This window comes from Nodosilinea nodulosa PCC 7104, assembly GCF_000309385.1.
GTDB classification, from domain to species: Bacteria; Cyanobacteriota; Cyanobacteriia; order Phormidesmidales; family Phormidesmidaceae; genus Nodosilinea; species Nodosilinea nodulosa.
Map to the genome: position 1 here is coordinate 5170410 of NZ_JH976537.1, position 14062 is coordinate 5184471.

Consider the following 14062-nt stretch of genomic DNA (forward strand, 5'->3'; position numbering starts at 1 on the left):
CAAGAAGCTCAAGAACCATATCGGGGCGATCTGGCTGTTCATCCATGACTACAATCGCCAAATCAGACAGAAGCTCGCAGAGCAAGGTGACCTCGTCTTTTCCTCTGGCCTGCACTAAAGTGCACTACCAATTCAACAAGCCTACCTGCAAAGCAAAAAAGGGACACGCTGGTTAGTGTGTCCCTTTGTGTTTTGTTAATTGGGCAATATCTGCCTTACTCTAACTAAGCTACCCCTGCTAGAGATTTCTGAGGCGCAAACATCGCGTTTTGCTCAGCCCTCAGTTTGTCGCAGAGACGCCCTGGGGGAAGCTCGACATCATCATAGGTTAAAGCTTGATCCTTAGGCACATCGCGCTTCAGTTTACAGCCTTCGGCTAGGCCCACTGGTAGTAGGTTCTCCGCTGCCGTAATTTCAGCAGTTTCGCATTCACCGTAGGTCATATAACCACCAATACAGTCAATGGTTTCACCCGCTTTGAGGTCAATTTTTGCCGTGGTTATCACATCTACCTTTGGCCCTGCAATAGGAGTCATCACAGGATCGCCAAACAGCACGACACGGGCAACAGAGAGCGGTACTTCAAAGTGGCACAGGTGATAGGGAGTATAGAAGCTGTATAGAGGTCCCTCACCTAGCTTGTATAGGTTTAGATAGTGGCGTTGTTTAGGATCGTCATGGGTGCCAAATACATAAACCCCTGGCCCTGGCTTGACCGCTACCACATAATCAACAATGCCGCCTAGATCTTTGAGTTGGTCAACATCGTACAGTTTGGTCAAGTCGTCAATGTGGCCAGTGTAGTTGAGGTCGTACTGCTTGACCAATTCCTCCTGGTGGAGCCTGAAGTCGTGGCCGAGCATGCCGCGTTTAGCAACAGTCATGCCGGTAGCGTTGGCCACAATAGCCTGCTCGAAGGAAATTTTGGTTCCATCGGCGAAGCTGGTCACCATGTGTACGTTTTGCCCCCATTGCTCGGCAAACCCTTGCTGGGTAGTAGGGTTACGGTACGGGTCTTGCAGTCCTTTGATGTTGCCGCACACCAGCGGCGTGACCCCGATACTTTTAACAAAGCGGTAGAGGTTCATTTCAACCCCAGGCTGGTCACCATCACAAGCGGACAGAATTACGCCTGCTTTGTCAGCGTAGGTCTTGAGAATAGGGCCAATAGTGCCATCCAGTTCAGCATTCATGAGCACGACATGCTTCTGGTGAGCGATCGCTTCCATGACAACATGGGCACCAAATTCTACCGCCCCAGTGACCTCAATCAGGGCATCAATGCCCTCAGCACGGCACAGCAGCATCGGGTCATCGGTAACAGCATAACCACCCGCAGCAATGCTCTCTTCCAAAGCACTTACCGTGGAGACAACATTGATATCTTCAATACCCGCTTCTTGGTAAGCCCGCTTCGCTGTGCCAATATTGCGGTTCGAGATTGCCACTAGTTCCATGCCGGGAACCGAGTTGAGCATTTGGTTGGCTACCCCCCGCCCCATGAAACCGGCGCCAATCATACCTACTCGGACTGGATTCCCCGCTTCTTGTCTGGCCTTTAATGCTGTGTCAACGATAAACATAACGTCTATTAAACCTAAACGATAGATCGAATGGAAATAACTAAAGAAAAGCCAGTTCTTTTTGAGTCAAAACCCCAAAAAAACTGGCAAAGCGCTATCTAGCTCTTAAAGGGAGGCCATTTAGAGTCTTTATCGGAAATAACTGTTACTGGAATTGGCCACTCAATCCCAAAGGTAGGATCATCATATCTAATCCCCTGCTCATAGCCAGGAGAGTAAAACTCACCCACCTGATAGATCACCTCCGCATCATCGGTTAAAGCCTGATAGCCGTGGGCAAAAAGCTCAGGGACGTATAGGGCTTTACGATTGTCTGCGGTTAACTCAACACCAAAATGCTGCATGTAGGTTGGCGAATCAGGCCGAATGTCAATGATGACATCATAAATAGCCCCACGCGTACAGCGGACCAGCTTAGTTTCAGCAGCGGGGGCAAGCTGATAGTGCATGCCCCGTAAAGTGCCCTTTTTGTAGTTAAAAGACATGTTGCACTGGGCAACCATGGGCTTTAAGCCATGCTCCTCAAATTCCTTGGCACAAAAAGTACGGGCAAAGCCACCTCGATCGTCACTGCGAATTTCGAGATCGATAACGAAAGCATCTTTAAGATTAGTCGCTTCAAAGATCATGGCTAGTTCCAAAAGAAATCTTTATCAATTTGCTGGGTGCGAATGAGGTACTCCAGTTGCTTGAGACGAGTAAACCCACGGGAGGTAAACATCTCTTCAGTCATGTCAATTTGTTGAAATACCTTAAGCAACTGTTCTGCGCCACGCTTTGCATCCCAGTCACACTTGAAACCTGGGAGAACGCTGTTGATTTTTTCAAAAGACACCCGGTAGCTGCGGTTGTCAGTATCAGGCTTACCAAAGCTTAATTGGCAGTCAGGGAAAGTGTCAGCAACAATTTTGGCGATTTCGCGCACTTGATAGTTGTGGCCGGTGTCACCAACGTTAAACACTTGGTTGTGAACAATATCCCGAGGGGCCTCTAAAGCGCAGATAATTGACTTAGCAATATCCAAGGCATGGACAAGGGGACGCCAGGGAGTACCGTCACTGGTCATGCGAATTTCTTTAGTTGTCCAAGCTAAGCCCGACAAATTATTCAGAACGATATCGAAGCGCATGCGGGGCGATGCACCATAGGCGGTGGCATTACGCATGTAGGTGGGCGAAAAGTCATCGTCTGCCATTGGTCGCAGATCCTGCTCTACTAGCGTTTTGCACTTGGCATAGGCGGTTTGGGGGTTAACTTCAGACTCTTCGGTGACATAGTCATCGCCTTCTGCTACCCCGTAAACGCTACAGGATGACATGTAGACAAATCGACGCACCCCAGCAGCTTTGGCCAATTCTGCCAAACGTACGGAGCCCTTATGGTTGATGTCGTAAGTGATATTAGGAGCTAGCTTACCCAAGGGATCGTTAGATAGCTCAGCCATATGAACAATAGCTTCTACACCCTCAAGGTCGGTGGCCTCAATATTTCGAATGTCCTTGTTTAATGTTTTAGCCGACGTGTTGATACCGTTGTAAAGCCACCCTGCTTTGTAAAATCCGGTGTCTACTCCAATAACGTCGTGACCTTTTTGGAGGAGCAGGGGCGCCAGTAAACAGCCAAGATAGCCTTCTGTACCAGTAACTAATACTTTCATGAATGAATTACCTGTTTGAGTAATGATTACAATGCAACGGAGGTTGGGGCAGTGGCATTTACTACTTGAGATGCAACCTCTTTTCCGATTTCCAGAGATGATGTAGCCGCTGGCGAAGGGGCATTTAAGACATGAATTGACCGTTCTCCGTTGACAATAAGGAAATCGTCAACCAAGCTGCCATTGTTCATGAGCGCCTGCGCTCTCACCCCTGCATGAGTAGGAACAACATCTTCGCTGCGAACTTCTGGAATAAGGCCCTGTAGACTCTTGACAAAGGCTGCTTTGCTAAAGGAGCGAACGATCTCGCGCAGACCTTCATCAGCATGCTTTGAAGCTAGCTTCCAGAAGCCTGGATAGGTCATGACTTCTGCGAAGTCTTTTAGATCGAAATCGGTCTTTTTATAGCCTTCCCGCTTTAGACTCAAAACAGCATTAGGGCCAGCATGAACACTTCCATCGATCATCTTGGTAAAGTGTACGCCAAGGAAGGGGAAGCTCGGGTTAGGTACCGGGTAAATAAGTGTATTAACTAGATACCGTTTTTCGGGTACTAGCTCATAGTATTCACCACGGAAAGGCACAATTTTAGCTGAGGGCTTGAGATTAGCCATTTGAGCTACTCGATCTGAGAAAAGCCCGGCGCAGTTAATCAAAAACTTGGCCTTTATTTCGCCTTTATCAGTCTCTAGAACAACGTGCTGTGGCCCTAGCACAATGTTTAAAACCTTAGTGTTTAAGCGAAGGTCGTTATCCTTCTCTTGAATAATCTCGATGTACTTCTGGCAAACGGCTTTGTAGTTAACGATGCCAGTCGAGTCTACTTTAATAGCGGCCAGACAATTGACGTAAGGTTCGATCTCCTTAACCTCTTCCAGGGTAATCTTAGAAACAGGTATTTGATTTTGGAGACCGCGCTGAAAGAGGTTGTCCAGTAGAGGTAGCTCTTTCTTTTGGGTCGCAACAATTACCTTTCCACATACATCGTGAGGAATGTCGTACTGGCGACAAAAGTCAACCATAGATTGACAGCCAGCTCGGCTAAATTTTGCTTTAAAGCTACCAGGTTTATAGTAGATTCCAGAGTGAATTACTCCACTGTTATTGCCGGTCTGGTGGTAGGCCCAAGAAGACTCTTTTTCAATGACGGTAATTTTGGCATTGGGCAGCATTTGGCTCAGCTTCATAGCTGTAGCCAAGCCCACAATTCCACCGCCAATAATGGCGTAATCGTAGGTGTTGGACATTATATTTGCTCTAGATACCAGTTAAGCGCATTAACTCAAGATGACATGTCTGGACTACCAGACTTTCCAGGGTGCTTCCCCAGATTTCCATAAGCCTTCGAGATTATTTTTATCTCTCAGGGTATCCATGGGTTGCCAAAAACCGTCGTGCCGATAGGCTGACAGCTGCCCCATTTCAGCGAGTTTGGTCAGGGGCTCATGCTCCCACATGACGCTGTCGTCGGCGATAAAATCGATGACTTGAGGGTCTAAAACGAAATAGCCACCGTTGACGTAGGCTTCATCACCATCTGCTTTTTCGGCAAAAGAAGCAATGCTTGTTTGACCTTCATGTAGGGAGATTGCACCAAATCGACCGGGGGGTTTTACTGCCGTAAGAGTAGCTAGAGTACCTTGTGCTTCGTGAAACTTGATGAGTTCGGTGACATTGACATCGCTTACCCCATCCCCGTAGGTAAAGCAAAACGTTTCAGAGCCAATATATTCCCTGACTCGCTTGAGGCGACCGCCGGTCATTGTCGACGCGCCAGTATCAATTAGCGTGACTTTCCACGGCTCTGCATTGCCGTTGTGGATATTCATTTGGTTGTAGCGGAGGTCAAACGTGACATCTGACATATGCAAAAAGTAGTTAGCAAAATACTCTTTGATGACATAGCCCTTATACCCACAGCAGACAATGAAATCATTGATACCGTGGGCGGCATAAATCTTCATGATATGCCAGAGAATCGGGTAGCCCCCAACTTCGACCATGGGCTTAGGTTTGATACTGGTTTCTTCACTTAAACGGGTACCTAGGCCACCAGCTAATATAACTGCTTTCATAGAACCTCTAAGAAATCAATAAATTAGGGACTTCTAATCCTTACCATCTTAAGAAGTTAGCAACAATCTTAGCTTAAGGAAGCGGAGTATAGCTACTTGTTTTTTAAGAAGTAAAGACGACATTATACGAATTTGAAAATTAACGCCTCCAAAATACTTTATTGACCTAGGCTAAAATCTTAGCAGTGCTAGCTCAGTCATCTGAATTTAAGTATTCTTGCTGTAGTGTATAGCAGGCTTTTATTTCCAGATCGATGGTGTCATTTGCGTTAACAGCTTTTTAACTGAATCATGAAGTTGCGCACTTTGATATGGCTAGGGCAGAGCATGCGGCGTAGTTGACGCACGATGGCTAGACTTAAACCAAATTTTGTATTGACAATAAATTGGTCAGCCTTTTTCAAGAAACATCTCTGGGCTAGCTTAGCCTTGAGTTGAAACGTCATTATGAGCATATGGTGAAGTCAAATAGTCAGGATGTGAAAACCCCATAAATATGATTTAACTCGTACGGATGAGTGATTTTAGAGGAATCTATAGTAGTTCTCGCTGGTGTGAGATAAGTTGAGATGCCTACATCGCTTATACAGCAAGGCTTATGCTGTACTGTACCGGCTCGGGCACCGCTACAGTCAAGAGTACCCCATCTAACGGGTGGTCTTAATACAGCAGGGCGGCGGAGTGCTAGTTTGTGCCTAGATGTGAGCCCAGCCTGCTATGTAAGTGCTTTTCTCAAGGCAGGGGTTGCACTCGGTGGGGTGGCCAATAAATTTTGTAGGCATTGCCCACCACGTGGGGTCGGGGTAAAAATCCCCATACATGGGAGTCGCGACTGTTATTGCGGTTGTCTCCCAGCACAAATAGGTGGCCCGGAGGGACTGTTTGTGGCCCCCATCGATAGCCTATCGGTTCTTGAATGAAGGTTTCGATCTGGGGGATGTTGTTGATCCATACGCGGCCTAGGCGAATTTCAACTCGCTGGCCGGGTAGGGCAATGACGCGCTTGACCATCAGGTTATAGAGTTGCCCGGTCTGGGCCGATGGAGTAATTTCGGGATTTGAGAAGACGATGATGTCGCCCACGGACAGATTGTAGTCCAGGGGACGAGGGCGTACGAAGATGCGATCGCGCACCTCTAGGGTTGGCAGCATAGACTCACTCGGCACAATGCACTGCACGACCTCCTGTGGGACTATAAAGGGGATTGAGCTGAGCGCAAAACGGGTGATAATGACTGCCACTAACAGCGTTGCTAACAACCTCCACTGGCGATGCTGAACCGGAGCAGCGCGATAGACCAGCCCACACCCTGCGGCCCAGATTAGCGGCGGCAGGGGCAGCAAAGCCGGGTGAAAATTGGCGATGTAAGCGGTGAGAATGCCTAGCAGCAGCAGCAGGCCCCCTACGGTGACTCTTTGCAGAAATAGGTGTCCTAGGCCAGGCAACACTTGGGAGAGAAATACCGGATACCAGGGATCCTGGGATTGGTATCGCAGGGGGCTAAACTGGTCGAGAGTGATGCCCCGCTTGGCAGCATGGTGGCTGTCCCAGAGGTTAACGAGGTAAAGGCTGAGTAAGGGAACTAGGGTCAGCAGCCCCCGCAGGGTATTGCCGGCTGGGGCAAAGATGGACCAGAGGATGAAGGCTATCAGGCTCCAGAAAGCAACGGCAATGAGGATCCCTCGCGAGATCGCGCCATCGTAGAGCTGTCCGGCGCCAGGCAGGGCAGCCGATAGGTTGACAGCTAGCCAGGGGCTTTTTGGCGATCGCTGGCCCACCAGCACCTTGGGGGTTGCTTTCATGGGGGAGCCTCCTCAGCGGTAGCGCTGCACGGCATAGCTGTGGGCCGCCAACTCTTCGGTGTCGGGCAGGACAGGCAGGGCGATCGCAGCCTCTGGGTATCGACGGCGCAGAGCTAGACCGATTAGATAATCGGCGAAGTGAGGGTTTTTGGGCAGTAGCGAGCCGTGCATATAGCTGCCGAAAATATTCTTGTAGCGGGCGCCTTCGTATTCAGCGGTGGCGTTGTTGCCAAACCCAGCGATGGTTCTGGCCAAAGGCTCGACCCCCTTGCCCAGGTAGGTTTGCCCGGAGTGGTTTTCAAACCCCACTAGGGTGCGGGGAATATCTTTGGGGGTAGCGTATAGAGTTTGCATGTCGGCATAGATGGCGTCGGTAAGTTCTGCAACCAGGTTGCCGATGCAGCGCTGCTTAACGTCAGCCCCTGGAGCCTGAGTGCTGACGTCAATAATGCCCAAGCCCTGGGTGACCTCACCATTGCCCATCAAAAAGGTATTGCCCATGAGCTGGTAGCCACCGCAAACGCCCAGAAATACGGCTCCCGCTTCGGTATCGGCTTGAATGGCGTCGCGTTTAAGCTGGTGAAAATCGTTGACTACCGCCATTTGATCGGTGTCTTGGCCGCCTCCCATAAAGTAGATGTCGGTGGTACCGCGCCTGGCCGGTTCCCCTAGGGTGAGAGAGTTAACTGTGCAGTCAAGGCCCATCCACTGGCAGCGGCAGCGCAGCACAATCAGGTTGCCAAGATCGCCGTAGAGGTTGAGATGGTCGGGGTAGAGGTGGGTGATGGTTAGGGCGTAGGGCATGGGCTACACGGTAGAGAGATTAAACAACAGCGGGGTTAGACAACAGCGAGGGTTTTGCCCATTAGCTTGCGAAATTCCAGCATGGCCGTGTAGGTGGGCAGCACAAAAACCGTGTCGCCAGACTGGGCCTGCTGAAAGGATAAATCAAGGGCCTGACGGATAGATTCTTCAGCAGGAATAGGGCCGGGTGGCTGATCCAGGGCGTACTTGAGCCGGACGGCCATATCCTTGGCCCGGATGCCAGTGCAGAGAATCCAGGCGATTTGGGCCTGGTTAAGCCGCTCTAGCTCGCTATCCCATAGCCAGGAGACATCTCTGCCGTCGGCGGTGTTGTCGTTGATGGCCAACAGGAGCTTGAGGTTGGGAATATTGCGCAGCAGCTCTAGGCTGAGGCTAAAGCTGGCCGGATTTTTAACCAGCAGCAGGCGATAGTTGACCTGTTTATCGCCCTGCTGTCGGATTAGAGTTTCTCCGCGGCCAAAGGCAGGTTTAAAGGTTTGCAGCCCGGCGATGGCGGTGGTCTCGTCTATGCCCAGGAGGTTTGCGATCGCGATCGCGGTCAGGGCGTTGTAGACATGAAAGAACCCAGGCGACACCGTTCGAGCCTGGGGAATCTGCACCGCAGTGCCATTCATTTGACCGTGGATAGCGAAGTCAGTGGTCAGGTCCTCGTTGATTTGAATTTGGGTTGCCTCTAGGCCCTGGCTGTTGGCCGCTCGCCGATTGAGCTTGCCCTCGTAGGGCAAAAACCGGGCGTACTCTGGGGCCAGCGACACGAAATAGGTAGCGTTGCCCAACCCCTGGGTGAGCCGTGCCGTGCGGGGATCGTCGCCGTTGACAACCACAGCGGCGGCGGGGCACTGGGCAATGCCATCGCGGATGAGCTTTTCGGTGCGATCGATTTCGCCGTAGGCGTCGAGCTGGTCGCGGTAGAGGTTGGTAACCGCGATAATGTTGGGTTTGATTAGGGTCGCAATCCGGGGCAGCGTGGCCTCTTCAATTTCCAGCACAGCGTGGGTAAAGTCGAGATGCCCCCAGGTGTTGCTCTGCTTGAGCAGCTCTGACAAAATACCCTGACTGAGGTTGGCTCCGGCCTTGTTGCGCAGTACATTAACTCCCGGCACCTGGCTGATTACGGCGCTGAGCATGGTCTGGCTGGTGGTTTTGCCGTTGGTGCCGGTAATGGCCACCACCGTAGGAATTTGGCTCACCAGCGCCTCTAAGGCAAAGGGAAAGTAGCGCCCTACCAGGTAGCCCGGCAGCGCGGTACCGGACCCCCGACCCGACAGCCGCAGGACCAGGGTGAGCAGCTTGGCAAAGGCAACAATTGGAATCAGCAGCAGTTGGTTCATGGCCATGGGCGGCAGGGGATGAGGGAAAGGGTAGCAGAGAGTGGGGGCGGGGGGAGAGCGGGATGTGGGGGAGATGAGGGAGGTGGGGGGGGGTGCGCTGGGATTGGGCGAGGTTGGCTAGATGGGTTCGGTGTCACCTTACAAAGAGGAGATTTTGTGGCGGATCGGGATGTAGTGCTGTGGGTGATTGGGGGAACGGGGGAGGCGGTGGAGTTGGCCGCAGTGCTGGCGGGGGAGCAGATTCCCTGTTTGGTAACGGTGACAACGCCGACGGCGCGGCAGTCTTACCGTGAGAGCCCCTGGCTAAAAGTGCTAGTGGGCGGCCTAGACCCGGCGGCGCTAGAGGCCTTTTTGACCGCGCAAGGGGTGGGGGCTGTACTGGATGCGTCCCATCCATTTGCGGCTGAAATTTCGCGGGGCGCGATCGCCGCCACCCAGGCCCTCCGGATTCCCTACTGGCGCTATGAACGCCCTAGCCTGGACGCCCCTGCCTCACAGGTGGTGTGCCGGGTCGCCGGGCTAGAGACTGTGCTCACTCCAGACATCCTCCAGGGGGAGCGCGTACTGCTGACCCTGGGCTATCGCTGGCTGCACTACTTTATTCCCTGGCAAACTCGGGCCACGCTGTTTGCCCGTATTCTGCCATCTACCGTTGCCCTAAGCGCAGCGCTGGAGGCAGGATTTACGCCCGATCGCCTGATTGCCCTGCGTCCCCCCATTTACGCCGATTTGGAAAAGGCGCTGTGGCAGCAGTGGCGCATTACCCGAGTGATTACCAAAGCTTCGGGAGCACCGGGCGGAGAAGCTGTCAAACGGGCGGTGGCAGAACAGCTCAGCACGCCTCTATATATTTTGGATCGGCCTAAGCTTGACTATCCAACCGTAGTCCACAGCCAGGCAGCGATTTTGGCTCTCTGCCGCAGGTGGTGGAAATCTGGCCAGCCCCGCTGACGGTGGGCCAATTCTACGGCTCCCTCGCCGCTCCTCCCGGCGGCCTAAAACTCTCTAGCATCTTCTCTGTCCCAGGAGGTGGTCAAAGACTGCACAGAATGCTATCCTTGGCCTTCAATTTGTGCGCTACTATGGGCTATCCCCGGCTGCTGCCCGCTGGAGGTGCCTTGGCAAAAGTTGCTGTATGCCGCCAGAAATAGGGATTTTTTACTTTCAGGTCTAAAGGCGTGCGCCAAATCTTTCTTTAGCCCCTATATTTAGTTGGTCGTTTCGTTTGCTGAGTTTCGCAAGAGCGTTTTGCACAGGTCGTCCATGACAGCTTTTCCCATGCCATCCGGGTCATCCTCCTCCTTTGAAAGCGCTAGCAGTGGTGCTCTACCCGATACGCCACCAGTATTCGCACTGAAGGAACTGGTGGCTCGGCTGCAGCGCGAGCAGTATAAAATTCAAGATTTGCTCAGCTCCCTGGGGTTTGCCCTGCGCAGCCTCAACAACCTCAATCAGTTCCTGGAGCTGATTCCGATGATTGCCAGCCGGGTGACTGATGCCAGCGGCGGCGCGCTGGTGCTGTTTCGGGCGGACGGGCAGGTGCGCCTGGAGCGGCTGCACTGCCAAAGCGAAGATCAGTGCCAGGACGTGCGATCGGCTCTGGAGGCGGCCACCCGTCAGGTGACGGCCAGTTTTCAGTCGGCCCCCCAGAGCAGCATGATGTCGATGGCGCGCAACGCTATGCTGGCCCTAGATCGCCAGGTAAACCGCTATTTGGGCGACGATTTTCAGCTATTTGGCACCGCTATTATTGTTCAGAATGTGGAGCGGGGCCGACTGTATGTGTTTAGCCGTGACCCCGACTACACCTGGACCGAGACCCGCCAAAAGCTGGTGCGCCTGGTGGCTGATCAGACGTCGGTGGCGATCGAAAACAACGAGCTAACGGCGGCCCTGCGCAAAAAAGAGCGCCTAGACCGCGAGCTGGAAATCGGTGCTGAGATTCAGATTCAGCTGCTGCCTCGGGAATGCCCAGCCATTCAGGGTATGGATTTGGCCGCCAAGTGCCAGACTGCCCATCGGGTGGGGGGCGACTACTACGACTTTATCCCTACTACCTTTGAGCAACTGCGTCAGTCGGGTTCACAGCAGTCTGCTTCGGCCCCCTGGAGCTTTGCGATCGGCGATGTGATGGGTAAAGGGGTGCCCGCCGGGTTAATTATGACCATGATGCGGGGCATGCTGCGGACAGAAGTGCTCAACGGCCATTCCCCGGCCCGCATTTTGCAGGACCTCAACTTTGTCATGCACAGCGATTTAGAAAGCTCGAATCGCTTTGTGACGCTGTTTTACGCCGAGTACAACCCCAAAACCCGCCGCCTGGCCTACGGCAACGCGGCCCACAACCCGCCGCTGCTGTGGCAGGCGGCCACTAACACCATCACCCGGCTAGATACCCCCGGTATGCTGCTGGGGCTGGATATGAACACCCAGTACTGCGAGGCAGAGGTGCAGCTTCAGCCCGGCGACACGGTGGTGTTTTATACCGACGGCTTTACTGAGGCAGCCAACGCTCGGGGCGATCGCTTTGAGGAAGAAAACCTGGAGCGAGCCTTGCAGTGGGCCTGCCGCAACTGCACCTCGGCGGAGGCAATTTTAGACTACACCTTTGATCTGCTCGATCGCTTTATTGGCGGCGATCGCAGCAACGACGACGACATGACACTGGTGGTCATGCGGGTAAAACCCGAGCTTCAGCTCAACTTGTTTGAAAATTAAGGATCAGCGGCTATGCCCAAATGCCAGCGCTAGACTTAAGGAGTCACAGCCTGACAGGAATTACACCGTTCCCCCAGGGTTTTGCGCAGTCCAATGCGGCGATTTGCTATGTCCTATCTTCAGTTTTGGCCGTTTACTCGGCAAAGTATTGCTCTGGCTGGCGCTGGCCTGCTGGCCTTCGGTTCGGTCTGGGGCGTTGCGGTTCTGGCCCCCGCTGCAGCCATTCAATACTCTGACGGCACCGTAGGGTTTTCCTCTCCACCGCGCCTGACTGACAGCTACGCCACCCGCAACCTGGTCAACGAAGGCAGCGTCACCTACTACCTCACCGTGGACTTTCCAGCGGCAGCGGTAGAACCCCTAGATCGCATTGTGGTCAGCCTCGACGAGGGGTACGATCCAATTTTTCGCTATCGCCTAGAGGCTACTGAAGCCTTTGCCGAAACGCCGAATGGCCGCGTGCCTCTGCCCCTGGGCAAGGTCACCCAAGACCCGGACACCCAGGCATTGACCGTTGCCTTTGACCCGCCCCTTGCCCCTGGGACAGCGATGACGCTGGCGCTGCGGCCCGTGCGCAACCCCCGTTTTGGCGGGGTTTACCTGTTTGGGGCTACCGCCTACCCGGTGGGCGACACAGTAGAATCGACCTTTATGGGCTATGCCCGGCTGAGCTTCTATGAGCGCGACGGTGGCGATCGCTGGCCCTAGGGCAACGGCAGTAGGGTGGGTGCGCTAGGAGGGAAAGGCTGTCCTATGACTGACGCCAGGACTGCTGCCCCTGGGCGCTTCTTTGTCGCTCTGCTGCCGCCCCCGCCGTTGCAGGATGAAATTACCGCTATTAAGCAAGACATTTGGCAGCGGTTTGACAGCGGGGCTGCCCTCAAGTCGCCTCCCCACATTACTCTCCAGCCGCCGTTTCAATGGCCGCCAGCCCAGGTCGACTCACTGGAACAATGTCTGGCGGCCTTTGCCCGGTCGCAGCCACCTGTGCCCATCCAGCTAAGGGGCTTCAGCGCCTTTGCGCCCCGGGTTATCTACGTTGACGTAGCCCGGACGGCGGAGGTGATGGCGATTCAGGCAGCGCTGGCGGCTACCCTAGGGAACGACTGCGGCATTGCCGATCGGGTGGCTGATGGTCGCCCGTTTATTCCCCACATTACCGTGGGCTTTCGCGATCTTACCGTCGCTGCCTTTCAGCAAGCCTGGGATGAGTTTTGCGATCGCCCCTTTGCCGCCAACTTTGTGGCCCAAAACCTCACCCTGCTCCGCCATGACAGTCAGCGATGGCAGGTCTGCTGCCAGTTTTCGTTGCGATCGCAGCCTCCGCAGGAAACAAATTAATATCTTCTGTAGCAAAGACTACACAATCACAGATAGCTTGACAAAATCGCAAACCGTAGTCTAAGATACAGAAGTAATCAGAAATTCGTTCATCTCACTCTCTGCCTCTGGGTTCAGCGTGAGACGGAAGTAGGGGTTAACCACCCCCCGAAGGAACGCGCCCCAATGTTCTGATCAAACCCCTTGATCTTTTGGAGGCGACACTATGAAACTTACCTATCGCGGCGTTAGCTACGACTACAATCCCCCCGCAGTGCAGGCCAGCGCAACCGATGACGTTGGCAAATTCCGGGGCGTAGATATTCGGTTCCGCACCGTCAAAAAAGCTCCGGTTCAGCAGCCCACCCTAGACTTGGTCTATCGCGGTGTGGCCTACCAGACTGGTGCCCCTGAGGTCCAGGAAGCGCCAGCAGCGGCACCCGCTGTGCCAGCCTTCCAGGCCGTGGCAGCTGACCTCAGCACCGAAGATAAGGCCCGCATGAGCATGATGAATCGCCATCGCTCGGTGAAGCAGCGCCAGCAGTCGATGCTGGCCCGCCTAGCCACCGAAGCGGGTCTACCCGCCGAAGCGGCCCACTACTGGAACCATATTCAGGGCAAGGTTCATCCCAGCTTTTGGGCAACTTACAGCCGCAGCGGTGCGACCGCTAGCTAAACGCCTGAATCGTTAAGTTTGAACGCCCCTGCTAGAAGATCTAGTAGGGGCATTTTGTTGCAGCAAGATTCACT

General features: G+C 53.6%; 13 protein-coding genes and 1 riboswitch. Of the genes, 5 read left to right on the top strand and 8 right to left on the bottom strand.

Annotated features, from left to right (window positions below):
* Window positions 1-224 precede the first annotated feature (224 nt).
* From LEPTO7104_RS0123990 to LEPTO7104_RS0124030, 8 genes are all read right to left on the bottom strand, one after another.
* Window positions 225-1583: an NAD(P)H-dependent oxidoreductase gene (locus tag LEPTO7104_RS0123990; RefSeq protein WP_017301134.1), complete on the bottom strand. Its 1359-nt coding sequence runs from the start codon at window positions 1581-1583 to the stop codon at window positions 225-227.
* 98 nt (window positions 1584-1681) lie between these two features.
* Complete coding sequence (rfbC, locus tag LEPTO7104_RS0123995) at window positions 1682-2212, bottom strand: dTDP-4-dehydrorhamnose 3,5-epimerase (RefSeq protein ID WP_017301135.1); 531 nt, start codon at window positions 2210-2212, stop codon at window positions 1682-1684.
* Between the two features lie 2 nt (window positions 2213-2214).
* Complete coding sequence (locus tag LEPTO7104_RS0124000) at window positions 2215-3240, bottom strand: NAD-dependent epimerase/dehydratase family protein (RefSeq protein WP_017301136.1); 1026 nt, start codon at window positions 3238-3240, stop codon at window positions 2215-2217.
* Between the two features lie 26 nt (window positions 3241-3266).
* Window positions 3267-4487 carry an L-2-hydroxyglutarate oxidase gene (lhgO, locus tag LEPTO7104_RS0124005; protein ID WP_017301137.1) on the bottom strand — a complete coding sequence of 407 codons (1221 nt, stop codon included), beginning with the start codon at window positions 4485-4487 and terminating at the stop codon, window positions 3267-3269.
* A 54-nt stretch (window positions 4488-4541) separates the two neighbouring features.
* On the bottom strand, window positions 4542-5315 hold the full coding sequence (rfbF, locus tag LEPTO7104_RS0124010) for a glucose-1-phosphate cytidylyltransferase (RefSeq protein ID WP_026073029.1): 774 nt from the start codon (window positions 5313-5315) through the stop codon (window positions 4542-4544).
* 732 nt (window positions 5316-6047) lie between these two features.
* On the bottom strand, window positions 6048-7118 hold the full coding sequence (gene lepB, locus LEPTO7104_RS0124020) for a signal peptidase I (protein ID WP_017301140.1): 1071 nt from the start codon (window positions 7116-7118) through the stop codon (window positions 6048-6050).
* Between the two features lie 12 nt (window positions 7119-7130).
* Window positions 7131-7922: a type 1 glutamine amidotransferase gene (locus LEPTO7104_RS0124025; RefSeq protein WP_017301141.1), complete on the bottom strand. Its 792-nt coding sequence runs from the start codon at window positions 7920-7922 to the stop codon at window positions 7131-7133.
* A gap of 35 nt (window positions 7923-7957) precedes the next feature.
* The gene (locus tag LEPTO7104_RS0124030; protein ID WP_017301142.1) at window positions 7958-9280 is read right to left on the bottom strand and encodes a Mur ligase family protein; all 1323 of its coding nucleotides are present in this window, start codon (window positions 9278-9280) and stop codon (window positions 7958-7960) included.
* 150 nt (window positions 9281-9430) lie between these two features.
* On the opposite strand from LEPTO7104_RS0124030, the gene LEPTO7104_RS0124035 reads away from it, so the two are divergent.
* The 5 genes from LEPTO7104_RS0124035 to gifA all read left to right on the top strand — a co-directional run bounded on the left by LEPTO7104_RS0124035 (window position 9431) and on the right by gifA (window position 13988).
* Complete coding sequence (locus LEPTO7104_RS0124035) at window positions 9431-10225, top strand: cobalt-precorrin-6A reductase (protein WP_017301143.1); 795 nt, start codon at window positions 9431-9433, stop codon at window positions 10223-10225.
* Window positions 10226-10537: 312 nt separating this feature from the next.
* The gene (locus LEPTO7104_RS0124040) at window positions 10538-11992 is read left to right on the top strand and encodes a PP2C family protein-serine/threonine phosphatase (RefSeq protein ID WP_026073031.1); all 1455 of its coding nucleotides are present in this window, start codon (window positions 10538-10540) and stop codon (window positions 11990-11992) included.
* Between the two features lie 108 nt (window positions 11993-12100).
* Entirely contained in the window at window positions 12101-12700 is a 600-nt protein-coding gene (locus LEPTO7104_RS0124045; RefSeq protein ID WP_071527409.1) for a DUF2808 domain-containing protein, read from the top strand.
* 45 nt (window positions 12701-12745) lie between these two features.
* Window positions 12746-13333: a 2'-5' RNA ligase family protein gene (locus LEPTO7104_RS0124050; RefSeq protein ID WP_017301146.1), complete on the top strand. Its 588-nt coding sequence runs from the start codon at window positions 12746-12748 to the stop codon at window positions 13331-13333.
* An 84-nt stretch (window positions 13334-13417) separates the two neighbouring features.
* A riboswitch (Glutamine riboswitch) is annotated at window positions 13418-13495 on the top strand.
* Between the two features lie 43 nt (window positions 13496-13538).
* Window positions 13539-13988, top strand: coding sequence for a glutamine synthetase inactivation factor IF7A (gifA, locus tag LEPTO7104_RS0124055; RefSeq protein WP_017301147.1), 450 nt, complete (start codon window positions 13539-13541; stop codon window positions 13986-13988).
* The last annotated feature ends 74 nt before the right edge of the window (window positions 13989-14062 follow it).